General features: G+C 60.4%; 27 protein-coding genes and 3 pseudogenes. 15 read left to right on the forward strand and 15 right to left on the reverse strand.

Translation table 11 applies throughout. The annotated features are described in order from the left end of the window. Positions 1-125: 125 nt before the first annotated feature. From IU397_RS21970 to IU397_RS21980, 3 genes and pseudogenes are all read right to left on the reverse strand, one after another. Positions 126-506: pseudogene (locus IU397_RS21970) on the reverse strand (transposase); the annotation flags it as partial. A 12-nt stretch (positions 507-518) separates the two neighbouring features. Next, positions 519-716 (reverse strand): annotated as a pseudogene (locus IU397_RS21975) (phage integrase N-terminal SAM-like domain-containing protein); the annotation flags it as partial. Between the two features lie 264 nt (positions 717-980). Continuing rightward, a complete protein-coding gene (locus IU397_RS21980; protein WP_255569847.1) occupies positions 981-1,799 on the reverse strand; it encodes a LysR family transcriptional regulator in 819 nt (272 codons plus the stop codon). A 122-nt stretch (positions 1,800-1,921) separates the two neighbouring features. Here IU397_RS21980 and IU397_RS21985 point away from each other — a divergent pair, with 122 nt between their 5' ends. The 4 genes and pseudogenes from IU397_RS21985 to IU397_RS22000 form a co-directional block, all read left to right on the forward strand. Next, positions 1,922-2,281 carry a nuclear transport factor 2 family protein gene (locus tag IU397_RS21985; protein WP_204417694.1) on the forward strand — a complete coding sequence of 120 codons (360 nt, stop codon included), beginning with the start codon at positions 1,922-1,924 and terminating at the stop codon, positions 2,279-2,281. 33 nt (positions 2,282-2,314) lie between these two features. Further along, complete coding sequence (locus tag IU397_RS21990; protein WP_204417695.1) at positions 2,315-3,208, forward strand: DMT family transporter; 894 nt, start codon at positions 2,315-2,317, stop codon at positions 3,206-3,208. 63 nt (positions 3,209-3,271) lie between these two features. Beyond that, positions 3,272-3,802, forward strand: coding sequence for a protein tyrosine phosphatase family protein (locus IU397_RS21995; protein WP_204417696.1), 531 nt, complete (start codon positions 3,272-3,274; stop codon positions 3,800-3,802). A 190-nt stretch (positions 3,803-3,992) separates the two neighbouring features. After that, positions 3,993-4,778, forward strand: a pseudogene (locus IU397_RS22000) (IS3 family transposase); the annotation flags it as partial. A gap of 75 nt (positions 4,779-4,853) precedes the next feature. On the opposite strand, the gene IU397_RS22005 reads toward IU397_RS22000, so the two are convergent. Further along, on the reverse strand, positions 4,854-6,104 hold the full coding sequence (locus tag IU397_RS22005; RefSeq protein ID WP_204417697.1) for an MFS transporter: 1,251 nt from the start codon (positions 6,102-6,104) through the stop codon (positions 4,854-4,856). Positions 6,105-6,215: 111 nt separating this feature from the next. Beyond that, positions 6,216-7,157 (reverse strand): SRPBCC family protein, encoded by a 942-nt coding sequence (locus IU397_RS22010; protein WP_204417698.1) that lies wholly within the window; start codon positions 7,155-7,157, stop codon positions 6,216-6,218. 326 nt (positions 7,158-7,483) lie between these two features. On the opposite strand from IU397_RS22010, the gene IU397_RS23480 reads away from it, so the two are divergent. Further along, on the forward strand, positions 7,484-7,813 hold the full coding sequence (locus IU397_RS23480) for a hypothetical protein (RefSeq protein WP_239479994.1): 330 nt from the start codon (positions 7,484-7,486) through the stop codon (positions 7,811-7,813). Continuing rightward, the gene (locus IU397_RS24055; RefSeq protein WP_370541758.1) at positions 7,786-8,004 is read left to right on the forward strand and encodes a hypothetical protein; all 219 of its coding nucleotides are present in this window, start codon (positions 7,786-7,788) and stop codon (positions 8,002-8,004) included. The genes IU397_RS23480 and IU397_RS24055 overlap by 28 nt, the downstream gene beginning before the upstream one ends. Before the next feature lie 11 nt (positions 8,005-8,015). Here the strand turns inward: IU397_RS24055 and IU397_RS22020 are convergent, their stop codons facing one another. Next, a complete protein-coding gene (locus IU397_RS22020) occupies positions 8,016-8,372 on the reverse strand; it encodes a tyrosine-type recombinase/integrase (protein ID WP_204417699.1) in 357 nt (118 codons plus the stop codon). 416 nt (positions 8,373-8,788) lie between these two features. Here IU397_RS22020 and dusA point away from each other — a divergent pair, with 416 nt between their 5' ends. Together dusA and IU397_RS22030 are read left to right on the forward strand one after the other, a co-directional pair. Further along, on the forward strand, positions 8,789-9,787 hold the full coding sequence (gene dusA, locus IU397_RS22025; protein ID WP_204417700.1) for a tRNA dihydrouridine(20/20a) synthase DusA: 999 nt from the start codon (positions 8,789-8,791) through the stop codon (positions 9,785-9,787). Continuing rightward, positions 9,774-10,589, forward strand: a complete 816-nt coding sequence (locus IU397_RS22030) for a hypothetical protein (protein WP_204417702.1) — start codon at positions 9,774-9,776, stop codon at positions 10,587-10,589. The genes dusA and IU397_RS22030 overlap by 14 nt, the downstream gene beginning before the upstream one ends. 80 nt (positions 10,590-10,669) lie before the next feature. Here IU397_RS22030 and infC read toward each other — a convergent pair whose 3' ends face one another. After that, positions 10,670-11,215, reverse strand: coding sequence for a translation initiation factor IF-3 (infC, locus tag IU397_RS22035; protein ID WP_204417750.1), 546 nt, complete (start codon positions 11,213-11,215; stop codon positions 10,670-10,672). 190 nt (positions 11,216-11,405) lie between these two features. Between infC and IU397_RS22040 the strand changes: the two genes are divergently transcribed. Next, a complete protein-coding gene (locus tag IU397_RS22040; RefSeq protein ID WP_204417704.1) occupies positions 11,406-12,236 on the forward strand; it encodes a hypothetical protein in 831 nt (276 codons plus the stop codon). 351 nt (positions 12,237-12,587) lie between these two features. Here the strand turns inward: IU397_RS22040 and IU397_RS22045 are convergent, their stop codons facing one another. The 7 genes from IU397_RS22045 to cysG all read right to left on the reverse strand — a co-directional run bounded on the left by IU397_RS22045 (position 12,588) and on the right by cysG (position 18,765). Further along, positions 12,588-12,944 carry a hypothetical protein gene (locus IU397_RS22045; protein WP_204417706.1) on the reverse strand — a complete coding sequence of 119 codons (357 nt, stop codon included), beginning with the start codon at positions 12,942-12,944 and terminating at the stop codon, positions 12,588-12,590. A 336-nt stretch (positions 12,945-13,280) separates the two neighbouring features. Then, positions 13,281-14,132, reverse strand: a complete 852-nt coding sequence (locus IU397_RS22050) for a ferredoxin--NADP reductase (protein ID WP_204417708.1) — start codon at positions 14,130-14,132, stop codon at positions 13,281-13,283. 115 nt (positions 14,133-14,247) lie between these two features. Beyond that, positions 14,248-14,649 (reverse strand): DUF934 domain-containing protein, encoded by a 402-nt coding sequence (locus tag IU397_RS22055; protein WP_204417710.1) that lies wholly within the window; start codon positions 14,647-14,649, stop codon positions 14,248-14,250. A 1-nt stretch (position 14,650) separates the two neighbouring features. After that, positions 14,651-15,394 carry a phosphoadenylyl-sulfate reductase gene (locus IU397_RS22060; RefSeq protein ID WP_204417712.1) on the reverse strand — a complete coding sequence of 248 codons (744 nt, stop codon included), beginning with the start codon at positions 15,392-15,394 and terminating at the stop codon, positions 14,651-14,653. Further along, complete coding sequence (locus IU397_RS22065; protein ID WP_204417714.1) at positions 15,384-17,051, reverse strand: nitrite/sulfite reductase; 1,668 nt, start codon at positions 17,049-17,051, stop codon at positions 15,384-15,386. Before IU397_RS22065 ends, IU397_RS22060 begins: the two co-directional genes overlap by 11 nt. After that, entirely contained in the window at positions 17,051-17,353 is a 303-nt protein-coding gene (locus tag IU397_RS22070) for a DUF2849 domain-containing protein (protein WP_204417716.1), read from the reverse strand. Before IU397_RS22070 ends, IU397_RS22065 begins: the two co-directional genes overlap by 1 nt. Beyond that, a complete protein-coding gene (gene cysG, locus IU397_RS22075; protein ID WP_204417718.1) occupies positions 17,353-18,765 on the reverse strand; it encodes a siroheme synthase CysG in 1,413 nt (470 codons plus the stop codon). Before cysG ends, IU397_RS22070 begins: the two co-directional genes overlap by 1 nt. A 137-nt stretch (positions 18,766-18,902) precedes the next feature. Here cysG and IU397_RS22080 point away from each other — a divergent pair, with 137 nt between their 5' ends. After that, a complete protein-coding gene (locus IU397_RS22080) occupies positions 18,903-19,364 on the forward strand; it encodes an Lrp/AsnC family transcriptional regulator (RefSeq protein WP_204417719.1) in 462 nt (153 codons plus the stop codon). A gap of 188 nt (positions 19,365-19,552) precedes the next feature. Here the strand turns inward: IU397_RS22080 and IU397_RS22085 are convergent, their stop codons facing one another. Continuing rightward, the gene (locus IU397_RS22085; RefSeq protein ID WP_204417721.1) at positions 19,553-20,734 is read right to left on the reverse strand and encodes a cytochrome P450; all 1,182 of its coding nucleotides are present in this window, start codon (positions 20,732-20,734) and stop codon (positions 19,553-19,555) included. A gap of 76 nt (positions 20,735-20,810) precedes the next feature. Between IU397_RS22085 and IU397_RS22090 the strand changes: the two genes are divergently transcribed. The 5 genes from IU397_RS22090 to IU397_RS22110 all read left to right on the forward strand — a co-directional run bounded on the left by IU397_RS22090 (position 20,811) and on the right by IU397_RS22110 (position 26,488). Beyond that, on the forward strand, positions 20,811-22,547 hold the full coding sequence (locus IU397_RS22090) for an ATP-binding protein (protein ID WP_204417723.1): 1,737 nt from the start codon (positions 20,811-20,813) through the stop codon (positions 22,545-22,547). Continuing rightward, complete coding sequence (locus tag IU397_RS22095) at positions 22,544-23,143, forward strand: response regulator (RefSeq protein ID WP_204417725.1); 600 nt, start codon at positions 22,544-22,546, stop codon at positions 23,141-23,143. Before IU397_RS22090 ends, IU397_RS22095 begins: the two co-directional genes overlap by 4 nt. Before the next feature lie 185 nt (positions 23,144-23,328). Further along, positions 23,329-24,324, forward strand: a complete 996-nt coding sequence (locus IU397_RS22100; RefSeq protein WP_204417727.1) for a DctP family TRAP transporter solute-binding subunit — start codon at positions 23,329-23,331, stop codon at positions 24,322-24,324. Positions 24,325-24,422: 98 nt separating this feature from the next. Next, the gene (locus IU397_RS22105; protein ID WP_204417729.1) at positions 24,423-25,094 is read left to right on the forward strand and encodes a TRAP transporter small permease; all 672 of its coding nucleotides are present in this window, start codon (positions 24,423-24,425) and stop codon (positions 25,092-25,094) included. After that, positions 25,094-26,488: a TRAP transporter large permease gene (locus tag IU397_RS22110; protein WP_204417730.1), complete on the forward strand. Its 1,395-nt coding sequence runs from the start codon at positions 25,094-25,096 to the stop codon at positions 26,486-26,488. Before IU397_RS22105 ends, IU397_RS22110 begins: the two co-directional genes overlap by 1 nt. The last annotated feature ends 1 nt before the right edge of the window (position 26,489 follow it).

Genomic DNA, 26,489 nt, shown 5'->3' on the forward strand with positions numbered 1-26,489 from the left:
CCACCGTCCGCACACAAGCCTCGCTGGTATGACGCCAGCCGAATATGCTAACCGGTCAAAGGAAGACCAAAACCTGAACAGAGCTAACCTAAATTAGCGGACTCTAAGGGGAGCAGGTCACGGTCACCAGATTTTACGCGGTAGTCTTTCCATAGAAACGCGACGGTATCGGCATCCGCACCATCCAAACAATGGTTCGAAATGGCAACCCGGTGAGTGTAACGGCTGAGATAGGCCAGCACGACCTCTGGCCCGCCGAAGGGTGGTTTAGCATAGACCACCCATTCGGTCTTGCGGAACGGAGCGAGCCATTTGGTGAAGGCGGCGGTATCGGCCAATCCTTCGCAATCACCGAAGAACGCAAGCTCTCCCGCCTGGTACAGCGCCAGTAGCCCCTCAACGAACAGTCGTCGAAACAGGCGCGACAGCACGCGCACATGCAGGAAGAACCCAGGCTTGCAGGCTACCCATTTGGTACCATCCGGTGACAAGCCACCGCCGGGGACGGATCATGTGTATGTTACTCCGGTATCGGTCATGTGCAGTTGATAGGCGCGCAATTCCTCTGGCGTAGCTGTATCCGGCGAATGCCTGAGAAACGCAGCGAAATCCCTCATTGTTCTGATGTGCGACTTCTGAGCTTTTTCGCCCATCCCCCGGATGCGCATGTCCTCGATCATCCGCACATGCAGCGGGCTCATCTTCTCGTCTGTCATGGGAACCTCTTGTCCGATTGAGAAACTTCAATCGTCAGGCGGACCAGCCAGCTCTCAAAATGAGCCTAAATCTGATGGAAGGAACGACGCCAACCAAAAACGCCATTGCCGCGGAAGCGGCTTCGTCCATGGGCCGCCATTGTCATGTCATCAGAGGGAGAGAAACAGTTTATGCCTCGCTATCCTTTCCGCGCTTCTAACCGACGATCTCCCACTGAGCGACGCGGTGTCTCCTGGGAGATTTCACGTTGGCAAATCCCTACCTCAAACCGCTTGTTTTATGGCGCGAGACATAGCTTGGGCGAGATCTTGCGGTGCATTTACCGCGATCACTATTGAGCGTTTAAACTTTGGAAGGGGCGGAAAGTTATCCTTCCTCGTCAGGATTTTCATGCCGGCTTCAACGTTGTTCTCGTACAGAATGCCGACGGCAAAACCCGCCCGAATAGCCGCTTTCTGGCTCATTATGCCGGTACACTCAAACGCCACGCTGTAGTCGCGGCCCAGCTCGTCGAGTTTCACTTTAGGCAATTCGCCCATCCAACAGCCATGATTGATAATCGCAAGAGGAACCGGATCATTGGGGCCAATGTGCATGGTCCTACTGGCGACCCAGACGGATTGTTGTTCGCGAAAGACTTCACCTGGAACGATACTTGCCGCTGAGCACACGGCGATGTCCAGTTCGCCTTTCTGGATTGCTTGCGGGAAACGGGCCGTACAGCCGGATCTTGCGATCACGTCGACCCCTGGGTTCGAGAGGCTGAACTCTGACAGGGCTTTTTCCAGGACGCCCTCGTCGAAATCGTCGGGGATGCCGACCCTGATCCGACCGTTCAATGGTGTGGCAAAAAGTGATTGCACTTTTGACAATTCCAATAGGCTGCGTCGGGCAACCGGCAACAGTTTTTCGCCGCTTGGCGAGAGAGACATTCCCTTACCTTCCCGGACAAACAGAGTTGTTTCCAATTCCTCTTCCAGCCGTCGAACTTGGACGCTGATTGCTGATTGGCTCCGGTTCAACCGCGTTGCGGCATGGGTCAGATTTCCGCAATCCGCGATCTCAATGAAAGTCTTGAGCAGGTTGCCGTCGGTAAAGGCGCGTTCGTTTTTTTTGCATGGTCCTGTTCATATCATTTCATTTTAATAATTCCTAGGGACCCCCTACCTCGGAGTTACAGCAAGATGATGTGAAAGGACGCCTTGTGGCTGACACCGACAAAGAACGGATCATCGCGACCGTGACCGACTACATAGAAGGCATCCGGCATGGCGATGGCGTGCGGATCGCAAACGCCTTTTATTCGAGTGTGAACCTCAATTCGCTGGATGCTGAGGGCAACCTTGTGCTGACCCCGCGTAGTGCATTGGAGGCTATGGCAAACAGCGGCGCACTCCCACCCAACAGCAGCGAGATTACCCATGTCGAGATCAACAATGACATGGCCCTGGCCAAGGTGACCATCGATTTGCCAACGTTGCAGTACCATGACCTTCTCACGCTTTTGCGACTGAATGTCGGATGGAAGATCGTCAGCAAGACCTACACGACGATCCACAAGTAGCTTTGCCCTGCAATGAGCGCCCTAGGAACCGGAATGTCCACGCAACATCCATCATGGCTGACTTTTGCCGCGGCCATCTTTCTGGTGATGTGGTCCACCGGCTATGTCGCGACCATGTTCGGCCTTGGGTTCATCGAACCAATCGCCTTTCTGGCCCTGCGCTTTGCCTGCGTTGTTGCGATCATGGCGGTGCTGTTCGTGATCCTCTGGCCCCCTTTACTGCGTACGCGGGCAGAATGGGGGCACCTCGCGATTGTCGGGTTTCTGCTTCAGGCGATGTATCTTGGCATGTGTTACATGTCCTTCAGCGTTGGTCTGTTGGTGGGAATCTTGGCGTTAATCCTGGCTATGCAGCCCATCTTCGTGGGGCTTGTAACCCCACGGTGGGCGAGCGAGGCGATAAGTTGGCGACAATGGGTGGGATTGATCCTCGGTCTGATCGGCGCGGTCGTCGTCATCACAGCGCGTTCCGAGGTTGCATCCCCCGCGCCGATAGGTTTCGTGTGCGCCGTTCTGGCGCTGATCGGGATCTCAGGTGGATCGCTCTGGGAAAAACGCTTTGGCGTTTCTCGGCACCCCGTGACGGCAAACTTGGTTGGCTTCGCGGCTGGTCTGGCGGGTGTGCTGCCCTTTGTCATTGCCTTTGAAAGCATGCAGATCAGCTGGGCGTGGCAGTTGATTGGGTCGCTTGTTTACATGATCATCGCAAGTTCTTTGATCGCCATCGGTTTGCTCCTGGCAATGATCCGTGTGGGTGAAGTTTCGAAGGTCTCTGCATTGTTCTTTCTCGTACCTCCTTTGGCTGCCGTATCCGCTTGCTTGGTGCTGGAGGAGGTCATGCCGTCAGTCGGCTGGCTGGGCATGATCCTCGCTGATCTTGGCGTGTTCGTCGCAACCCGCAACGGATCAGAACCCGTCTCATTGTGACTATTTGCACCGGGCCGAAACCCGGCCGTTTCTCTACAACCTGATCAAGAAAAGGAAACACCTATGCGTTTCATCGCCTTAACTTTCGTCGGCTTCTTCCTCGCGGTTACCGCTGCCGTTGCTGAACTTTCCGACACCCGTAACTTCTACCAGTATTCGGAAAGTGTGCTTACGGCAGGCCAACCCACCGAAGAGCAGCTCAAGAGCGCTGGCACGGCCGGTGTCGAGGTCGTCATCAGCGTCGTGCCTCCGAGTGAGCGTGTCTACAACCCGGAGCAGGCCGATATCCTCGCGAAGCAAGGCATAGAATACATCCATGTCCCGGTGAACTGGCGCGCGCCAGATGATGCATCATTTGATGCGTTCATGGCCGCGATGGACAGGGTCGGTGACCGAAAGGTTCTGGTGCATTGCTGGGCAAACGCCCGCGCCTCGGCGCTTGTCTACGCGCATCGGGTACTCAGCTCTCCGGACACACAGCCAGAGGAATTTGAGACACTGAGATCGGTCTGGTCGGATGTCGCGGGTTACAATCTTGACGCCGACACCACTTGGCAAAACTACCTCGCCAACAATATCGCGCGCGTCCAATAGCTCGGAAAGGGTTGGTCATCTCGACAGAATGGATTGGCAGGGCGTGATAGACGCCCGCTCGCCCCTGATCTCGGCAAAACAACTGGCGGAATTGTCGGGCACGCCGCGCGTAAGGGTTTCTGACGTGCGCGGCACTTGGTCAACACCGGCGCGGGCCCTGCCGGAAGACTATGCCGCTGGTCATATTCCCAGCGCGCGGGGCCTGCGGGCGTTCCGCAATCGGCCCGCCAGTCGCAGACGGCGGTCCGATCTGGTCACTCTGGCTCACATGAAGGAACAGTCGCGTCTCAGCCTGGGCAGTTATGGCAGGCCACGAATGACCGAAGAGTTGAAGGAGATCGGTCTGAATGTGGGGCACCGCCGTGTAGGCAGATTGATGCGCCAGAACGGCATATATGTCATTCGGACCCGCAAACACAAAGTGACAACGGACAGCGACGACAGGTTCAACATTGCACCAAACCTGCTGGATCGAAACTTCTCAGCTGACCTGCCAAATCAAACGTGGGCAGGTGACATCAGCTATGTTTGGACCCGCGAAGGGTGGTTGTACTCGGCTGTGATCCTAGACTTGCACTCTCGGCGTGTGATCGGCCGGGCAGTGAGCAATCGCATGAAGCGCGACTTGGCGATCCGGGCGTTGAATATGGCCATCGCGGTCCGGCAGCCGCCCAAAGGCTGCATCCATCATACGGATCGCGGGTCGCAATATTGTTCCCATGACTACCAGAAAATCCAGCGCCAGAATGGCTTCAAGGTGTCCATGAGCGGCAAAGGCAATTGTTATGACAATGCCGCCGTCGAAACCTTGTTCAAGACGATCAAGGCCGAGCTGATCTGGCGGCATCCCTGGGACACGCGAAGGAAGGTTGAGATGGCCATCTTCGCGTACATCAACGGCTTCTACAATCCGCGTCACCGCCACTCAGCATTGGGTTGGAAAAGCCCGGTCGCCTTCGAACGAAAGGTGGCTTAAACGAGCGCTGGGGACGGCACTAAAGCGCGACAGGCCCATTGGATTGAAGGCGCAGTAGAAGACAACAGGACAGTCTCATGATTTGGTCTCATTGTCTGATGGATTTGCGGGCTTGCGCCACCGCAGCACAATTAGCGCCACATAGAATGAGACCGCGACGATGAGCGCAGTGGCACCCGCCCAAAGAAAGCTGCCTGCGATTGTCTTGGCTGGGCTCAAGGCCGCGAACAGGATCGGGGAGAGAAACTGCCCGAGGAAAATGCTCATGCTCAGCCCGCCTGTCGCTTTGCCTCGGCCACTAGCTGGTGCAGTGTCCAGCACGAGGCTGTTCATGGTCGGCATGGTGAGCCCGGCGCCCGCGCCGGCGATCAGCATCCCGCTGGCAATAACAAGAAAATTGTCCGAGATACCGGTCACCAGCAAGCCAAGGCCCAGCCCCATGAAAGTCAGACCAAGCGCGCCCGTTGCGGGGATCGCAGCTTTGATCCGCCCGAACAGCAAGGCAGTCATGGCACTCGCGAAGGTGCTGATGGCAATTGCGTATCCGGATAATGACGCGTCTTCGAAACCGGCGGCGACGAGGCGGAAGGGCACCTGGGTTGGAACGATATAGAAGAGCGTCATGGCCGCCAATGCAATCAGATACAGTCCACCGAGACGCATCCAGGGCATCCTGTTGGTGTCGAGACGCTTTGTAGCCTGATCCTTTTCCGGTCTAGTGTTCGGAAGCGTGGTCAGAATGAAGGGCAGAAGCAAAAGTGGCAGCGCGTAGATATAAAATGGAAAACGCCAATTCACCTCGGCGAGCCAACCGCCTGCCGTCAAAAATACGACGCCGCCAAGCGCCATCGCCGCGCCTTGATACCCAAGCACGCTGTCGCGAGCGGCAGCCGGATAGAGCCCGCCGATCAGGGTTGTTGTCGCCACCATAATGCCGGCCACGCCGACACCAAGAAGCGCACGGCCGACCAGAAGCGGGTAAAGATCCGGGACAAGTGCACCGGATGCGCCACCGACCACAAAGATAACGGTGGACCCGAACAAGATGCGCTGCGCGCCAAACCTGTCGACCAGAAACCCCATTATCGGCGCCGTGATCGCAATTAAGAGAGCCGGCAATGTAAGTGCGAGTCGGGCCAGGAATTCGGCATCGGGAACATCAGAAAAGTACCGGGCCAGACCTGGCAGGGACGGCGCGATCGTGGCCCCCGCCATGACCGTCAAACTGCTGGCGGCCAACAGGACGACAAGAAAGGCAGGACCCGGGGCAACGATCGGCGCGATCTCATCACGATCTGACCCGGCAGGATCGGTGGTGGGGGGCACGGGTAGGGTCATCTGGACCCGCGATGGATATATGGGACGAAACCGCTCGATGCATGTCTCGGAAATGAGAGACCATGACTGTACGAGAGCATATCTTTTACCTGCATCTATCTAGACTGACACTGCCAAAGGTTGCTGGGATGGCTTGGCCTGATTTGAAACCATGTTGCCACCGAATTGCTGCACCAATCCTTCGAGTGAGGCTCGATACTCAGACGCCATCATGTCTGACACGGTGTTGATGGTGGCTTCATCGTCAGGGTTGGTTGGGGTGAATTGTCCCGACCAGACCAGACCGGCGGTGCCATCGGCGCGCGGCCAGACTTTAAGGTTTGCTATGTAATCATCGCATGGATAGGACGAATCTGGCTCCAGACGGGAATCGTAGCTCAGCGTGCGTGCCGCGTCGTCGCGGAACAACTCGGTCTCGACATCGATCTGATCCGCATCCTTGAGCTTGACGAAACGCCGCCCATTGCTCACTTTTTTCACGGTCCCCACTATCGTTATCCAGTCTGCGATCTGGAAAAAGTCGCCTACAAATGACCAAACCTGGTCGGGTGTAGTGTTCAAATGCGCGATGGCAGATGCGGCATAGGCATGCTCCGGTACTGGCAGGGGTGCACCACCGAAGTGATCGACAAGACCGCTAAGACCAACCGTCTGGTTTTCCACCAGCTGAGCCGTCAGGCTGTCAGCGCCAGCCTCGGGATCTGTCGGGATCATCTGGGCCGACCAGAGCACCCCGGTCCGCTCAGGTCCGCGACTCCACACCTTGAATTTGCCGAAATAGGAATCAATCGGCCAAGCGCCACCACCCGCATTCAGCGAGCGATAGCTGTAGCATTTGGCCCGGTCGGAATAATGCAGTCGTTCTTCCAGGGAGCCGGCGTCGACACCGGCGAACATGTCACGTCGCCAAAGCCCCCCATTCTCTCGCTTGGTCTCTTTGATCAATGGGTGGAACTTGGGAAGGCCATGAAAGTCGCCGACCATGTCCCACACTTTTGCAATGGGGGCGTTCAGCATTACGGCGCGAGCGGATTGATACATAAGGACTTTCTCCTGTCAGATCGTAGGGCGACACTGCATCATAAGAAGAACCTTATTTTGATTGGTTGGTCTTTCAGAATAACGTTGCTTTCAAAATCTGTGCCGGTTTCTCTACACGCCTTTGGCCTGGTTCATATCAAATGATCGCATCGCTAAATCCTGAAAGGGGCCGAAATCTGAAAGAGCTCAGAAGTCATTGACCGCCGTAACCATGATCGTGGCTGTTCAATTTATTCAGCAGATGGAGCTTTCGATATGGCCCTATCGACAAGCGAGCTGACCGCTGACAATTGCGTGTTCATAATGGTCGATCACAGGTCGGAAAGATGCAGTTTCTGAGCGCAGTCGATCCGATGCAGCTCAAGCATAATATTCTTTGTCATGCGAAAACGGTCAAGGCCTTAGACATTCCGGCAGTGATGGGGACAAGCTGGCCGCAAGGTCCCAATGGTCCAACCATGCCGGAGCTTAAGGCACTCTTCCATGAACTCGATGTGATCGACCGGCCTTTTGTCAATTTCTGGAACGATGCGGAATCAAAGGCCGCAATCGAAGCGACAGGCCGAAAGAAACTCGTCATCTCCGGGCTGCCACCGAGGTTTGCGCTGCCTTTCCCGCACTTTCCGCTCTGCGTGAAGGCTATAAGGTTTATGTAGCGATTGACGCCTGCGCAGATTTCAACCCGATGATTACCGACGTTGCGACGCAGCGGCTTGCTGCAGCAGGCGCCATCGTAACCACCCGGGCCACTGCGGCCTGCTCGAACTCATCCGTAAACCGAATTCCTTTACTCATATCCGTTTTTCCTTGGTTCCAAAATGACCAAGCAAAGCATCTACAAATCTAGGGGCACCTCAGTCAGGTGGTTGGAACGCTTCTACTGTCTGTCCATGCTGATTGATCCTGTACCCTTGTGCCTTCATGGCGCAAATCATGGAAGTGCAGGTCCTTAACACCGGCCTCTACGCAAGTTCGCCGGAAGGCGGTTCGGGCCACTCTCGAACTGTAGGGAAAAATCCATTTCTGGGTGTGACCCAAGTGTTTTCCTTGCGCTGTGACCGGCGCCCAGGCGTCGAACCCGGTGGCGGTACTGATCGGGATGGGCTGGTCGTTTCCGACCGTGTTGCGCGGGTCCTTAAGATCCCGGATCAGGAGCATACGACCAGCGTTGTCGAGATCGGTCCATTCGACGCTGCAAATCCCATCAACGTGCATGGCTGTCGCCACCGCGAACTTGACGATCCGGTCCTTGCCGAGGTCGCGCTTAAGTGTGGTTAGCGTGGCGGTTTCCCTACCTCGCACATATCGGTTATATGAAGGTCGATGAGGTCGTCAAAGGTCTTTAAGGCTGGAGACCGACGATTTGTTCGGCGCCAGCCCCTGATCAACGCGGGTCTCCGCCTGGCGAGCCCAGTGATGGGCGTCATCGCGGCGGAGGAAAGTCTCGCTCGCGTAGCGGCCCTTTCGTCTGATCTGGACCCGGTAGGCGCCAGAGGGGAGCTTGGTGATGGAGGCCATTCTCGTGTGCGCTGTGTGTGCAATGAGTCTTCTTAGAGGGGCAAATTCGAGGATATCGGGGCGTATTCCAGCGTAGCAGCATTCGCCGCCAATAGTTTAAAGATACGTAGAATATGAAAATAAATCAACATGCTAGACTCTCTGTTGCGCCGATGATGGATTGGACGGACCGGCATTGTCGGGCCTTTCACCGTGTCCTCAGCCAAGAGGTGCTGTTGTATACTGAGATGGTCACGGCGTCTGCCTTGGTGCGCGGCGGGGCGCGGCATCTGCTGGCCTTCAATGCATCCGAACATCCAGTGGCCGTGCAATTGGGCGGCTCTGACCAGGCGGAACTGGCCGCGGCCACGGCGATGGCGGTCGATGAGGGATATGACGAGGTCAACCTCAATGTCGGTTGCCCATCGGACCGCGTGCAATCGGGATGTTTTGGTGCGGTTCTGATGCGCCAGCCGGATCTGGTGGCCGATTGCGTGACTGCCATGCAGAGCCGGGCCGGAGTGGTGCCAGTCACTGTGAAATGCCGCATCGGCGTTGATGAGCAGCACCCCCAGGATGTCCTGCCCCATTTTCTGCAGACCACGGCGGCGGCAGGTGTGACGCGGGTGACGATCCATGCCCGAAAGGCCTGGCTTGACGGGTTGAGCCCCAAGGAAAATCGCGATGTGCCCCCGTTGGATTATCCGCTGGTCCACGACATGGCGCGCCGTTTCCCGGATCTGCATCTGTCGATCAATGGCGGGATCACCAGCCTGGACCAGGTCGACACGCATTTGCAGTATATGGATGGCGTCATGGTCGGGCGCGCGGCCTATCATACACCTGCGGACGTTCTTTTGACGGCGGATCAGCGTGTGTTCGGTGTGGATCGACCACCCCTCTCTCCGTTCGAGGCGGTGGAGCAGATGCGCCCCTATATTGCCGATCACCTGCAGGCGGGCGGACGTCTGAACCAGATCACCCGGCACATGCTGGGCCTGTTTGCCGGGCGGCCCGGCGCGCGCGGGTGGCGGCGGACCCTGTCGGAAGGGGCGCACCGGCCTGGGGCGGGGCTGGAGGTTGTGGAGGCCGGCCTTGATCAGGTGATCGCCGTCATCCATGCTGCCGAGTGACGCGACACCCCTGGCCGCCTTCCAACGCGACGGCTTTGCCACGCTGCCATATGACCCGCTGACGGCAGATTGGGCGGCGGCGGCACGCGCGGTGGCGCGGCCATTGGTGCAGGACCCGGCGCAGCGGGCCAGATGGCTGCGCTGCGCCGGCACCTGGTTTGCGGGCGTCGATCTGCTGCCCAACGCTGCCGATGGCGCGGTTGAGGGCGTGCCCTTGGCAGGTGCAGCGCTGGACCTGATCCATCAGATGGGTCTGCGGCCAGACCGGTGGCATCCCGCCCAAGTCTCTGTCATCTATCCAGGTTATCCGCAGCCGATGGAGGGCGAGAGCCCTGCCGCCGCCCGCTACCGGATCGCCCGGGATGCCGCCCATGTGGATGGCTTGCTGCCTGTCGGGCCGGATCGCCGCCGCAAGCTGCGCGAACCCCATGCCTTTATCCTGGGTTTGCCGTTGAACAGCGCCACTCCCACTGCAGCCCCTCTGGTGGTGTGGCGCGGCAGCCACCGGATCATCGGCCCCGCGCTGTGTCGCGTGTTGGGCGGCCACCGCGTTGACGATTGGCCCGATCTTGACCTGACCGAGGCGTATCAAACAGCGCGTCGCATCTGTTTTACCGACTGTGAACGGGTGCTGCTTCCGGTGCAGCCGGGCATGGCCACGCTGCTTCACCGCCACATCCTTCATGGCGTCAGCCCCTGGGCCGCCGCTGACGGCGATGGCGCAATGACGGATCGCATGATCGCCTATTTCCGCCCGCAATTCCCTGATGTGGCCGATTGGGTGCCAGCCCCGCCTGCGTGATCCAGCAGCCCGAGAGGGCGCACAAAAAAGGCGGCTCCAACGGGAACCGCCGCTTGGTTTAGCCGGGGGGCGTCAAACCGTTATTTCACAACCGGCCCGATCATCATGACCATCTGACGGCCTTCCATCTTGGGCATGTTTTCGACCTTGCCCAGTTCCTGGATGTCGTCGGCCACCCGCTCCAACAACTCTCGACCCAGATTCTGGTGGGCCATTTCCCGGCCCCGGAACCGCAAGGTGACCTTTACCTTGTCGCCGTTTTCCAGAAACCGCGTCACGTTGCGCATCTTCACATCGTAATCGTGGGTGTCGGTATTGGGCCGGAACTTGACCTCCTTCACCTCGATGATTTTCTGCTTCTTGCGGGCTTCGGCTTCTTTCTTCTGGGTCTCGTATTTGAACTTGCCGAAATCCATGATCTTACAGACCGGCGGGGTGGCATTGGGAGAGATCTCGACCAAGTCCAGCCCGACCTGTTCGGCCAGTTCCATGGCACGTTCCGGTGTTACCACACCGACATTCTGACCCTCGGGCCCGATAAGACGTAATTCATTGGTGCGGATACGGTCATTGATCCGGGGACCTGTTTCGCGCTGGGGTGGCGCATTGTGGGGGCGTCTGGCGATGGTGCCAATCCTTTGCTTGTTGAAAAGTGTTAGCAAAATAGTCCTGTGCGACCTTTATTTCAAGCTGATTTCGGCATGATCCGGCACAGGAAAACGGCATCTTGTACAGGCTCTTTCGCGGGGGCGGGGAACCTGCGATAGCACAGCCGGGTTCTGTAACCGTCACAACTCAAACCAGAAGGATATGGGAATGAACAAGACAGTCGTCGCCGTGATCGTGATTGCCGCCGTGGTTGTCGGCGGTTTGCTGTTCGTGCTGGGCAACGATGCCGAGGTGACGACGCCCGACGCGCCCGCCACCGCACCGGCGGCGGACCCTGCGCTCACGCCTGATCCCGTCAACCCGGCCCCGGCCGAGGATGGCACCGATGACGATGCTGCCATCACGCCGGACGATGCGGGCGACGATGCGGCCACCGCTTTAGAAGGCGCGGCAAATGATGCCGCCACTGCCATCGAAGATACCGCCACGGATGCGGCGACGGTGGCACAGGACACGGCCGATGATGCGGCGACGGCCGTGACCGATGCGCTGGACGATGCAGCCACCACGGCAAATGATATTGTGGAGGGCGCAACCGACGCCGCGGATGACGCGGCCACTGCCGTGGGCGACGCTTTGGATGATGCCACGACGGCGGTCGAGGATGCGGTGACATCCCTGACAGATGGGGCCGAACCGTTGATCGATGATGCGGCAACCGCCACGGATGATGCGGCCACCGCCGTGACTGACGGCGCGGATACGGCTGCCGAAGCAGTGGATGAAACTGCGACTGCCGCCGCAGCCGGGACGGAGGAGGCCGCCGTTTCCGGCACCGACGTTCTGACCGACGGCACCGATCCGGAACTGCTGACCATGGACGGGTTTGACTATGACAAGGTCATCGAACTGATTGATACTTCGTCGCTTCAGGAGGCCCAGAAGCTGACCCTGACAACCGCTTTGAGCGAGGCGCGGGACAATCCTGTCATCCTCCAGGCGGTGCTTGAGCAGATCAAAACCGCAATGGATCTTTAATCAGACCGCATATCGCATACATCAATGACTGAAACGGCCCGGCACGCTCTTTGTGCCGGGCCGTTTCATTTTGTGTCACGTATCCACAGGTTCCAGCACCTGGGCGGCATCTAGAGCGTCTGACGGAATACCTGAAATATCGCGTATGACGTACCGCGTTGAAATCTACGATTTCAGACAGTGTTATGTGATTCAGGTTTTTCGCATGACGCTCCAGGTCACCCAAGGCATGGAGGGTTCTCCGGTCATCGTCTTTCGTGAAAGCGCTCGACGCCAGGGACAGCACGACATCGCGATAGGCTCCGGTGGGCGTCGGGGCTTGCAGCGGGTGGTCCCCCGGTATCGAAAGCGTCACGGGCCGTGTTTCATATCCACAACAAACGAACTGCAGGGGGCCATGGCGTGGTCCGCAACCAGTCGGTCTTGAACCTCCAGCACCCGTTTCGCCGGAACCCTCAGGCGTGCAGCGACCGTGACTTGCCCGTGCTCTGGCGCGTCGCAGGTGGCCACGGGCAAATCCCACAGATCCGCTGGCAAAAGCCGGATCAGCGCGCTGCATTGAGCGGTTTCACCGGGTTCCCCTGCCCAGGCCGGGGCGCTGGCAAATGACAGAAGGGCGATTGTGAACAGCGCAGATCGTGTCGCGCGCGGCATTCGCTTCAATTTATAACCAACGGCTTTGAAAAAGGGTGCAACAAACGCTGCCACAGAACCTTTCCCTCGTCCTATCCTAGCTTGCCGAAGTGGTCTCACGGATACGTACTTTCAACCATGCGAACGCCACTTCGGTCTCATTGAGGTCGGGACGGACGGGCGGCAAGCTCAGGAACCGCGCGCCGAGATCACACAGGGGCAGAGGCCCACCAGGGCCGTTGTGACAGGGTGGGGGCCTGATTGACGGGGCAAAGGTCTTGTTTCTTGCGGCGTCTCTTGGCGGCCCGAGCCGCTCGTGAACCTGCATTCTGACGCGCCATGATGCCGAACGGTCTTGGCCCGGTCCCGGGCCAATGCGTCTCGTGTGATCTGGCCCCAAGGTCCGTAGGGTCAGCCGACAAACGCTTTCTCGACCACGTATTGCGCGGGTTCGGAATTGGCGCCCTCGGTCAGGCCGAACCCTTCGAGCAGCGCCTTCATATCCGTGTTGAAGTCGAGCGACCCGCACACCATCCCCCGGTCGGTCTCAGGCGAGATGCCATCAATGCCCAGATCGCGAAACACGGTGCCGTCTTCCAACAGCGTGGTGATGCGGCCCATCTTGGGGCTCTCTTCGCGGGTGGTTGTGGGATAATAGCGGATCTTGGCCAGGTTCTCGGCCCCGATCAGCTCTTGCATCATCTCGTCGGCCTTCAACTCCTCGATCAGGGTGCGGCCGTAATCCAGCTCCGCCACATCGCGGCAGGTATGTGTAATGATGACCTGTTCATAATTCTCATAGGTTTCCGGCTCCCGCAGCAGGGACGCGAAGGGTGCAAAGCCGGTGCCGGTGGCAAAGAACCAGATCCGCTTGCCCGGCAGCAACGCATCATGGACTAACGTGCCGACAGGTTTGGGCCGCAGGATGATCTGATCCCCGGGCTGGATATGCTGCAACCGGCTGGTCAGCGGGCCGTCCTGGACCTTGATGGAGTAGAACTCCAATTCCTCATCCCAGCTGGGGGAGGCGATGGAATAGGCCCGCAGCAGCGGCTTTTGTTTGCCGGTCTTGGGGTCGGGATCGCCCATCAGGCCGATCATCACGAACTCGCCCGACCGGAAGCGCAGCGATTGTGGCCGCGTCACCCGGAACGAGAACAAACGGTCGGTCCAATGCGTCACGGCGGTGACGGTTTGGGCATCGGGCATCGCCATCTTGGCGGGAACGGGGCTGGCTTGGTTCACGGGGCTCATCTCGGTCATGGATATGTCCAGCAAGGTTGACACCTCGCTGCCTCAGTTACACAGATTTTGGGGATGTTGAAAAGTGGTGTTCGGCCACAGGAATGCTGTGACCGCATTGTTTGTCTACATATGATTACCCGCGCAGGCGCGCGCGGTAATCATGCTCTTGCCAATTGGCGCGAGCCAACCATTGGTCTTCGGGCTGGCGCTTGGCCAAATCCTGGTCAATCTCAACCTCATCAAAGCCGGACCGCCGGGCCATGGCATATTGATCGGCAATCACATGCCCCTTGGCGCGCAGCCGACCGGTATATCCCAGCCGCCGCAAGGCGCGCGCGATGGAAAACCCGCGCCCATCGGCAAAGCTGGGAAAATCGATCCGGATCAGGTCGACCCCGTCCAGCGCCACATCCTCGGCCCGTGCGTCGGATGCCAGGTCCAGACCCTTGGCATTGGCCGCAGGTGTCTGGGGCGTGGCGAAACAGCCGGTCCAATCATCGGGGCCAAATCCCTGGTCGGTCACAATCACAGCCATGTCAGGCCTCCTTTTGAACGGAGCCGCGCACGACCTTGCCGTCAACGAAATGAATGCCGCATTCTTCCTTATCCGCGTCCCGCCAGCGCCCGGCCCGGGCATCCTCACCGGGGCGCACGGGGCTCGTACACGGCAGGCAACCGATGGAGGGATAGCCCTGCGCCACCAAGGGATGCCGCGGCAGATCGCGCGCCACGATATGATCGCGCACATCCGCAGCGGACCAGTCGGCCAGGGGGTTGATCTTGATCCGCCCGGCTTCGGCTTCGAAATGTTTCAGCCCGGCGCGGCTGCCCGATTGATGACGCTTGCGTCCCGTGATCCAGGCGTCGAACCCGCCCAATGCCCGGTTCAGGGGCCGGGTCTTGCGCAGGTCGCAACAGCCATCTGGATCGGTCTTGTGACGCATATCGCCGGGATCCTCGCTGACCAGATCCACATGGCGCGCCCGGATAACCCGCACATCCTGCAACCCCAGATGGGCCGCGACCTGCTGTTGATATTCCAGCGTCTCCGCAAACATCATCCGCGTGTCGATAAACAAAACCGGCGTCCACGGGGCGACCCGCGCCACCAGATCCAGCAGCACAACCGCATCCGCCCCAAACGACGAAACGACCGCTGTGCGCCCGACATAGGGGTTCTCCAGCGCCTCTGCCAGGATCTGCTCTGCCGTCAATCCCAACGCGTAATGGTTCATCACACCAGCGCGCTGGGTTACGGATGGTCCATGGTCAAGCGGCATGGGCTTTCTCCTGTTCGGGGTACAGCGCCGCCTTGAACGGTGCAGGCCCCAACCGGCGATAGGCCTGCAGGAACGTCTCCTCCGCCCCGTCGCGCAGCTCCAGATAGGCCAGGATCAACCGCTCAATGGCCGGAACGATCGCGTCATAGGAAAACCCGGGCCCCGCCCGTTCGCCAATCGCCGCCGTCTCGCTGCCGTCACCGCCCAGGGTGATCTGGTAATTCTCAACACCGGCCCGATCCAACCCCAGGATCCCGATATGACCCACATGGTGGTGCCCGCAGGCATTGATGCAGCCCGAGATCTTGATCTTCAGCGCGCCAACCTCGTGCTCGATCTTCAGATCGTCGATCCGCTCGGCAATCTGCTGGGCAATCGGGATCGACCGCGCCGTCGCCAGCGCGCAGTAATCCATGCCGGGGCAGGCAATGATGTCACTGGCCAGCCCTACATTTGCGGTGCCCAAACCGGCCCGCTGCAATTCCGCATGGATGACCGGCAGATCGGCGCGATGCACATGGGGCAGGATCACGTTCTGCTCATGGCTGATGCGCAACTCGTTGTGGCCATAACGTTCCGCCAGATCGGCCATCAGGCGCATCTGATCGGCGCTGGCATCGCCCGGCGTCGCCCCATGGGCCTTGAGGGAGATCGTGACGATCCCGTACCCCTCCGCCCGGTGCGCCGCCACATTGGTATCGACCCAAGAGCGAAAGACCGGATCGGCACGATAGGCCGTGTCATAGGCCCCCAGCGGCTTTGCGGCAAAATCCGGCGCGGCAAAGGCAGCTTCCAGCTCGGTCAACAGCGCCTGATCCGCCCCAGGGAATTCACCCCGGATCTGGTCAAACCGGGCCTCGACCATCTCCCGAATGGTGTCGATCCCGTTCTCGTGGACGGTAATCTTGATCCGCGCCTTATACTTGTTATCCCGGCGGCCCAGCTGATTATAGACATGGACGATGGCTTCCGCATAAGGCAGCAAATCGGCCTTTGGCAGAAACTCCCGGATGACCTTACCAATCATCGGCGTCCGGCCCAAACCACCGCCCACGATCACGCGGAACCCGATCTCGCCGTCCTGTTGCACCAGTTGCAGGCCGATATCATGGGCGCGGATCACGGCGCGGTCCGCCTCGGCCCCGGTCACTGCGATCTTGAACTTGCGTGGCAGGAACTGAAATTCCGGGTGATCCGTCGACCATTGCCGCAGCAACTCCGCCACGGGGCGCGGATCGGCCACCTCATCGGCGGCGGCACCGGCAAAATGGTCCGCCGTCACGTTGCGGATCGTATTTCCACTGGTCTGGATCGCGTGCATCCCCACTTCAGCCAAGGCATCCAGCATGTCGGGCACGTCCCGCAGCTTGGGCCAGTTGTATTGGATGTTCTGCCGTGTGGTAAAATGACCATATCCCTTGTCCCAACGCTCGGCGATCATCGCCAGTTGGCGCATCTGGCCACTGTTTAAGGTCCCATAAGGGATCGCCACGCGCAGCATATAGGCGTGCAGCTGCAAATAGAGGCCGTTCATAAGCCGCAATGGCTTGAACTCATCCTCGGTCAGCGCACCATCGATTCGCCGCTCCACCTGGGCCCGAAACTGTCTGTTACGCTCCGCCAGAAAGGCGTCATCAAATTCGGTGTAGCTATACATCAGGATGGCTCCACTTGCTTGCCATGGGCATAGTTGGACGGGCCGCGGGTGCGGAACGCTTCGCGAAAATGGACGGGTTCGGGGCCATCGGGCCCGGCTGTGGCATCGGCCAGGTAGGCCCCCACGATCTCCGACTGGCGGGCCTGGGCATCCAGCAGGCGGATGGCGGCATGGGCCTCATCCTCGATCAGCTCTGCCTTGGTGTGGTCGCGGGTCCAGTGGTCATCGGCTGTCAGATACACCACGTCGCCGTCCAGCAGCGCATTGGCAGTGACCACTTTGGGCGTGAATCTGCGGGCCATCAGGCATGCTCCCTTTCGGTTAGACGTGTTGGGATGGTGGGCAGGGTTACCGTCGCGGCCTGGCGCGGGGCCAACCCATAAAGCAGCAGGGCAGGGCCGGTCAGGTTGGCCGCTTTGAGGTCATCCGTCAGGGTCGCCAGGCTGGACGTCACGATACGCTGGTCGGGGCGGGAGGCATTCTCGACCACGCTCACCGGCGTCGCAGGATCCGCGCCATGCATCAGCAGGCGGCCTTGCAGGAACCGGGCGCTGCGCTTGGCCATATAGATGCCCGCGACCGCACCGGGGCGGGCCAGGGTCCGCCAATCCTGTTCGGCAAAGCCATCCACATCATGGCCCGTCAACAACCGCAGGTCCGAATTGCGGCCCCGTTGCGTCAGGCTTTGACCCAGGCTTGCCGCAGCCGCCGATGCAGCGGTGATGCCGGGCACAACCTGCCAGTCAATGTCGGCGGCCTCCACGGCGGTCATCTCTTCCTCAAGCCGGCCAAAAACACTGGGATCGCCTGCCTTGAGGCGCACAACCTGGGCGCCGCCTTTCGCGTGCTCGATGATCGTGTCGTTGATATCATTCTGCTTGGCGGAGGGGCCAAAGCCTTCCTTCCCCATGGAGATCAGGATGGCTTCCCGCCGGGCCAGCTCCAGGATCGGCGCGGGCACCAGCCGGTCATGGACAATCACATCAGCCTCATCCAGCAGCTTGCGCGCCTTCAGCGTCAACAGGTCCGGATCGCCAGGCCCCGCGCCCACAAAGGCCACAGCACCGGGCTTGTCCTGGGCTGTGAGGTGACGCCCAAACAGCGTATGCAGCCCCGCCAGAACGCCACCTGCGCCGCCCTGTTCCAGGTCGCGGGCGCCCGTCTGGAAATAGAACTCCGACCAGAAATCGCGGCGGGCCCGGCCCATCGGCAGCGCCTCCGCCACATGGCGGAAGGTCTTCCCGATCCGCGCCAGCGTTCCCAGTGTTGCGGGCAGTTGTGCCTCCAGGTCGCGCTTGATGGCGCGGGCCAGGACGGGGGCGGCCCCTTCGGTCCCGATGGCCACGGTGACCGGGTCCCGGTCGACGATGGCCGGGGTGATGAACTGGCTGTCCTCCAGATTGTCGACGATATTGACCATCGCGCCATCGGCTCGGGCCAGGGCCGCGATGCGCGCATCCTCGACCGCATCCTCATTGGCACCATAGGCGAGAACGGCGCAAATGGCATCGCCGGGCTCCATCGCGCGCGGCACGAGGCGCAGTTTACCGATCGCAGCCCAGTTCTGGATCTCCGGCGCCGCATCGACGGCAAAAACGGTCACGTGGGCTTCGGTTTTCAGCAGCAGGCGCAGCTTGGCCAGGGCCGCCTCGCCACCGCCGGAGACGATGACCCGGCGACCGGCCAAGGCGACGAAGATGGGAAAGTGCTGCATGGCTCACCTCGGGTTGCTTGAGATGCAATATAGAATTTTGTTCTGGTGTTTTGCTAGGTAGAGCCATAAATCAAGAACAAAGTTCTAAAATTCACATCGAGACCCGGAGCATGTCACAGAGAAGAGGAAACACCGAAATGTCAGTCCGGTTGGATGAGATGGACCGGAATATTCTTGCGGAATTGCAATCGGATGCAGGGCAGTCGCTGGATGAAATCGCCCGTAAAGTGGGCTCTTCGAAAACGCCGGTCTGGAACCGCGTGCGCAAGATGCGCGATGCCGGCGTGATCCGCCGCAACACCGTCGAACTGGATCCTGAAGCGCTGGGCCTGGAGGCCTGCTTTTTCGTGTTGATCCGCACATCGGAGCATGAGGCCGACTGGCAAAACCGGTTCCTGGAGGCCTTGCGCGCCCGGGCGGAAGTGTTGGAGGCGCATCGGCTGGCCGGTGATATCGATTACATCCTGAAGGTGCGGGTGCCCAATGCCCGGGCCTATGACACGTTTTACCAGGCGTTGATTGCCGAGGTGCGGATTTATAACGTGACGGCACTTCTGAGCATGGAAGAGATCAAATCCACCATGGCCCTGCCACTGTGATCTGTCCCCGCGGGGACAGATGGCATATCGGGTTTTGTCCCTGCGGGGACAGTTTTGCTTGGGCGGCGCTGCCGCCCGCGCTCAACTGTGCGCGGACATGGCCGCGCGGTGAGGGCATCGTTTGAGTGCTGGTGTTGATGCGCGCTGTAGCTTTTGTAGGGACTGTCCCCGCGGGGACAGCGCTGCTGTCAGCGGGAGACCAGCAGCCGTTCCAATCCGTGGAAATGGTAGATGTCGGCATAGCGGGCTGGTTTGGCCAGGTGCAGGTTGGGGCAGATCCGGAACAGGGTTTGGAGCGCGATCTGTAGTTCGAGCCGGGCCAAGGGCGCGCCGACACAGAAATGCAGACCCGCTCCGAAGCTGGCATTGGTGCGCATGGTTCGCCCTGGATCGAACTGTGCCGGGCTGTGCCAGACCAGCGGATCGCGGTTCGCGGCCCCCAGGACGCAGGCGATTTGGGTGCCTTTGACGAGGGTGGTACCAGCGACCTTTACATCCTGATACGCGTAGCGGGTGAAGATGTGGAGCGGCGGGTCAAACCGCAGAACCTCTTCGACCAGGCCGGGCAAGGCGGTGTCATCCTGGCTCAACACACGATGCGGACTTTCGACCAGAAGGCGGACGGCATTGCCAAGGGTGTGCACCGTCGCTTCATGCCCGGCATTGAGGAGCAGGATGACGTTGGAGATCAACTCATCGGGGGTGAGCGCATCGCCTTCGGCAGCCACCAATGCGGTGAGCAAATCGTCGCGCGGATGCTGGCGTTTATGGGCGATGATGTCCTGCAGATAGGTTTGGAAATCCGTGGTGGCGGCGACGGCGCGACGCTCAGCAGCCGCCGTCCGCCCGGTCTGGTACATGGCGACCATGGCGTTGGACCACGCGACAAGCTGGGCCGCGTCCGCCTCTGGCACGCCGAGCAGGCGGCAGATGACCCGGGCGGGCAGGGGCTGGGCGACGGCTGTCAAAAAATCGACCGGCTGGTCGGGTAATGCCGTGATCAGATCGGTGGCCAGCGCCTGAATGTCAGGTGCCAGGGCCGCCACCCGTGCCGAGGTGAAGGCGCGCAGGACCAAACCGCGCAGGCGGGTATGGCGCGGCGGTTCCAGTTCGAGCATCGAATGCGCCTCCACCGCGTAGAACGGGGCGAGATGGGCGGGGCAAGGCGCTGCTTGATCCGCCGGGACCTCACGCCCGAACCGGCGGTCCTTGAGCACCGCGGTAACAGCATGATGCGACATGGCGGCGGGCATTCCCAGATCCGCCCACCAGACAATATCGCCCAGGGCACGGGCGCGATCATAGGCAGGATAGGGGTCCTGGACAAAGGCGGGGTCAGTCAGGCTTTGGTCAAAATGGGGCAGGCTCATTGGGGCATATCTGCCAGTGCCGCGCGCGCTTGGCCAGCCTTGACAAATGGGCCACCACTGGCCCCTAAAGACCGCCATGGTACGGATCTACGCGGCTTTGTTGATCATTGCGCTGGCCTTTGTGGGCCATGCGCTGGGCCAGCGTGCGGCCTTGCAGGACGAGGCATTGCGGGCGCGCGGCGTGTTGACCCGCGCCAGTGATCGCCTGTCTGGTTTGGTCGACCGATATCGCTATTTGCCAGCGGTTCTGGCGCGCAGTGCCGATCTGCAGGCCGCGCCGGATGCCGTGTCGCTGCGACTGGGGCGGATCGCCGACACGTCTGGTGCGCTGGCGATCAGCCTGCTGGACCCCCAGGGCCGGATCATGGCACATTCCGAGGCGGCGGAGCGCCCCCGCCCCCTGACGCAGGACCGGCTGTGGCGGCCCTCGTTCCGGCGGGCGCTGGATGGCGGTTTGGGGATCAGTCACGAGGTGACGCCGGACGGGCAGCGGATTTTCACCTTTGAGCATCCCGTTGCCACGGCTGATGGCCAGATCACCGGTGTCATCGCCATCGCCCTGGATGTGGAGGAGATCGAAGGGGATCTGCGCGGCGACCGCGATGTGATTTTCTTTACCGATGGGAATGGGGTCATTTTCATCTCGAACCGGGATCAGTTGACCCTGCGCACCATGGCGGAACCAGTGACGGAGATCGGGCAATATGGGGGGGCCGTGCCCGAAGTCTCGACCGGGCGGATGGACCGGCGCCACGGCGTCCCGGTAATGCGCGGCATCGATGTGCCGGGTCTGCCTGCGGAGGCCATACATTATGAACGGCAGATGGCGCGGATCGGGATGCAGGCCCATATCCTGACCGATACTGCTCCGGCTTTGGTCGTGGCGCGAACCTGGGGTTTGATTGGTGCGTTGGCGGGCGGCGTGGCGGCGCTTGTCCTGGCGTTGATGAGCCAGCGGCGCGCGACGACACTGGCACGGCTGGCAGAGCGCGCAGCGGCCCAGGGGCGGTTGGAGGCCAAGGTGGCGGCCCGCACTGCGGAGCTGTCGGAGACCAACCTGCGCCTGAGCCGGGAGGTGGATGAGCGGATCCAGGCGGAGGCTGAGTTGCGCCGGGTCCAGGGCGATCTGGTGCAGGCGGGCAAGTTGACGGCCTTGGGCGAGATGTCGGCAGGGATCAGCCATGAATTGAACCAACCGCTGACTGCGATCCAGACCCTGGCCGACACATCGCAGCTGTTCGTCGACCGGGCTGAGCCTGGGGAGGTGCGGCGTAACCTGGGCCGCATCTCGGAGCTGGCGCAGCGGGCGGGCGGTATCCTGAAAAGCCTGCGCGCCTTTGCCCGCAAGGAGGGGGAGCGGCCCGTGGATGTGGACCTTGCCGATGTGGTGGCCGATGCGTTGGGCCTGTTGGAGCAGCGGTTGGAGGGCGTTGTCGTCCATTGGGCGCCGCGACCGGGCCTGATGGTGCGCGGCGGGCGTGTGCAGTTGCAGCAGGTGGTGGTGAACCTGCTGACCAATGCGGCCGACGCGATGGAAGGCGGGCGGGCCGAGATCTTTATCGAGATTGCGACCCAGGCCGATCACGTGACGCTGAGCGTGCGCGATACCGGGCCGGGGCTGGTCGAGGCGGACCGGATCTTTGACCCGTTCCACACGACCAAGCCGGTGGGACAGGGGCTTGGCCTGGGTCTGTCGATTTCCTATGGGATCGTGCAAAGCTTTGGTGGCCAGATCACCGGGGCCAATGCGGATGGGGGTGGCGCGATCTTTACGGTTCATTTGACACCAGCGGCGGCGCGGGCCGCAGCATGAAGGTTCTGTTTGTCGATGACGATGCCGATGTGCGCGAGGCCTATGGGCAGGCTTTGGGCCTGGCGGGGTTCGATGTGACCCTGGCACGTGCGTTGATCGAAGCGGTGGATCACCTGAGCCCGGGCTTTCCCGGCGTGGTCGTGACGGACATTCGGATGCCGGGGCGCGACGGGTTCGACATGATGGGGCGTGTCCATAAGGTCGATCCGAAAATTCCGGTGATCATTCTGACGGGCGAAGGGGATATCCCGATGGCCGCGCGGGCAATCAAGGGCGGTGCGTTCGCGTTTCTGGAAAAGCCGTGCCCGCCCGCGGATCTGATCGCCATGATCCGGGACGCGGGGGCCATGCGGGCCGCCACCCTGGCCTCGCGCAGTGGCAAGATGCGGGTCGCAGTGGGGCAGACTCAGCCCAAGGCGCCCTGCACGCTGCCGGCGCGCATGGATATGGTGGAACGGCACCTGATCGAGGCGGAATTGACCCGCTGCAATGGCCATGTGCCCTCCGCCGCCGAGGCGCTGGGGCTGCCGCGCAAGACAATGTATGACAAGCTGAAGCGGCACGAGATCGATCCGGCGGGTTTTCGCGCGCGTTAGGGCATTTTGTGCGAAATCCCGCACAAAGCCTTTGACACTGCAAAGATCAGCCCGCTCAAAAATTGCCTTTTTTCATAAAGTTGCATCTTTTTCGCCCGATAGCCCATTCTTGTATTGGCCCGTGTCCATTCAGGCCACATGCTGCGATCAGGCCCAAAACGGGCATCTACGACCGGGAGGATGTTATGAGATCACTATTTACGGCTGCGGCCGTCTTGGCCATGTCGGCCAGCACTGCGTTTGCCGCCTGCGATGCGGGCGAGATTGTCATCAAGTTCAGCCATGTGACGAACACCGACAAGCACCCCAAGGGGATTGCGGCCTCGTTGCTGCAGGAACGGGTGAATGACGAGATGAACGGCACGGCCTGTATGGAGGTTTTCCCGAACTCGACGCTGTACACCGATGAAAAGGTGCTGGAGGCGTTGTTGCAGGGGGACGTGCAGCTGGCCGCCCCATCGCTGTCGCTGTTCGAGAAGTTCACCAAGAAGTTCCGCCTGTTCGACCTGCCATTCATGTTCAAGAACGTGAATGCGGTTGATGAATTCCAGGCCTCTGAAGCGGGTCAGGAACTCAAAGATTCGATGCAGCGACGCGGCATTCAGGGCCTGGCCTTTTGGCATAACGGCATGAAGCAGATGTCGGCCAGCAAGCCGTTGATCAATCCGACCGATGCGACGGGTCTGAAATTCCGGGTGCAGCCAAGCGACGTGCTGGTGGCCCAAATGGAAGCCATCGGTGGCAGCCCCCAGAAGATGGCCTTTGCCGAGGTTTACGGCGCGCTGCAGCAGGGCGTTGTGGACGGACAGGAGAACACCTGGTCCAATATCTATGGCCGCAAATTCTTTGAAGTGCAGGACGGCATCACCGAGACCAATCATGGCATCATCGACTACCTTGTCGTGGCCTCGGTCGACTGGCTGGACAGCCTGGAGCCAGAGGTGCGTGATCAGTTGATGACGATCGTCGAAGAGGTTTCTGCCACGCGCAACAGCGAAAGCACCAAGGTCAATGAAGAGGCCAAGCAGGCCATCATCGACGCCGGTGGCGAAGTGCGCACCCTGGATGATGCACAACGCGCCGCCTGGCTCGAAGCGATGAAGCCGGTCTGGGAGCAGTTCGAAGGTGACGTGGGCGCCGATGCCATTGCCGCCGCGCAAGAGATCAACGCAAAGCACTAAGCACGTGTGACGACAATCAAAAAGGGGCGGGCTTGGACCCGCCCTTTTCATAGGATCACATCGCCACGAAGTGATGTGCCACCGCGGGGGAGCAGACCATGACATCTGACAGCCCGTCCTCCTGGACGGATGCCATAGAGGAAACGCTGATCTCAGCCTTGTTGGGGCTGATGACGGTCCTGACCTTTGCCAATGTGGTGGCGCGATATGGTTTCAACTCCAACATTCTGTGGGCGCTGGAATTGACGGTGTTCATGTTTGGCTGGCTGGTGCTGCTGGGGGCCTCCTACGCGGTCAAAAAGGGCATCCATCTGGGCGTTGATATCATTGTGCTGGCATTGGCCCCACCGATGCGGCGTATTCTGGGCCTGATGGCCGTCACGGCCTGCATCGTGTTTTCGTTTCTGATGCTGAAAGGCGCCTGGGATTACTGGGCCAACTTTGCGGACCTGCCGCAGACAACGGGGCGCTGGTTTCCGACCGGATTTCAGGAAACCTTTCGCACCCGGGCCTGGTACGAGACGCAGGATGTGCCAAATCCCGGTTTCCTGAAGTTCCTCGAAGACATGCTGAACGAGGGAGAGGAATACGAAAAGCTCCCCAAGGTCGTGCCCTATCTGGTGCTGCCGCTCTCCATGGCGCTGCTGTTGTTCCGGTTCATCCAGGCCGGAATCCGCATCTGGCGCGGCGATCTGGATCGGATCGTGGCCAGCCATGAGGCCGAAGATGATGTGGCCGAAGCCGCCGCCAAGATCGAGGGATCGCGCTGATGGATGTTGCTCTGCTGTTTTTACTGGTCATCGGGTTTTTGATGATCGGTGTCCCGATCTCTGTCTCGTTGGGCCTGAGTTCGATCCTGTTTCTGATCTGGTTCTCGGACAGTTCGCTCGCCTCGGTCGCGCAGACCCTGTTCAACGCGTTTGAGGGGCATTTCACGCTGCTGGCGATCCCGTTCTTTGTGCTGGCCTCGGCCTTTATGTCGACGGGCGGTGTGGCGCAGCGGATCATCCGGTTTTCCATCGCCTGTGTTGGGCACTTTCGCGGCGGGTTGGCGATTGCCGGTGTGTTTGCCTGCATGATGTTTGCAGCTTTGTCTGGGTCGAGCCCCGCCACGGTGGTGGCCATCGGAACAATCGTGATCGCGGCCATGCGGCAGGCGGGCTATACCAAGGAGTTCGCCGCAGGCGTCATCTGTAATGCGGGCACTTTGGGCATTCTGATCCCGCCCTCCATCGTGATGGTGGTTTATGCGGCGGCGGTCGACGTGTCGGTCGGACGGATGTTTTTGGCCGGTGTCATCCCGGGCCTTTTGGCCGGTCTGATGCTGATGATCGCCATTTATGTGATCGCCACGATCCGCGACATGCCCAAAGGCGAATGGGCCGGGATGCAGGAGGTCGGCGACGCGTTCCTGAGCGCCCTGTGGGGCCTGCTGCTGATCGTGATCATCATGGTCGGCATTTACGGTGTTCCGGGCCTGACCGGCGCGATCTTTACCCCGACCGAAGCCGCGGCCGTGGCCGCGATGTATGCGGCCATCGTCGCCTTGTTCGTTTATCGCGACATGGGGCCGTTGGCTGCAAACGGCGACCGCCCCCGGTCGAACCTGCTGAAAAAGCCGTGGACGATTGTGACCGCCTTTATCCACCGGGACACCCAGCGGACGTTGCTGGATGCGGGCAAGTTGACGGTCACGCTGATGTTCGTCATCGCCAATGCGTTGATCCTGAAGCATGTTTTGACGGATGAGCAGATCCCCCAGCATATCGCCCAGGCGATGCTGGCGGCGGGGCTGGGGCCGGTGATGTTTTTGGTCGTGGTCAATATCATCCTACTGATCGGTGGACAGTTCATGGAGCCATCGGGGCTGTTGGTCATCGTGGCGCCCCTGGTCTTTCCCATCGCGATTGAGTTGGGGATCGACCCGATCCACCTTGGCATCATCATGGTCGTCAATATGGAGATCGGGATGATCACGCCGCCTGTGGGGCTGAACCTGTTCGTGACCTCGGGCGTGGCGGGCATGCCGATGATGAAGGTCGTGAAGGCGGCGCTGCCCTTCCTGGGCGTGCTGTTCATCTTTTTGATCATGGTGACGTATATCCCGTGGCTCTCGACCGCGCTGCCCACGGCGGTGATGGGGCCAGAGACGATCATACGCTAGA

It is taken from the genome of Actibacterium sp. 188UL27-1 (genome assembly GCF_016901225.1).
Lineage (GTDB): Bacteria > Pseudomonadota > Alphaproteobacteria > Rhodobacterales > Rhodobacteraceae > 188UL27-1.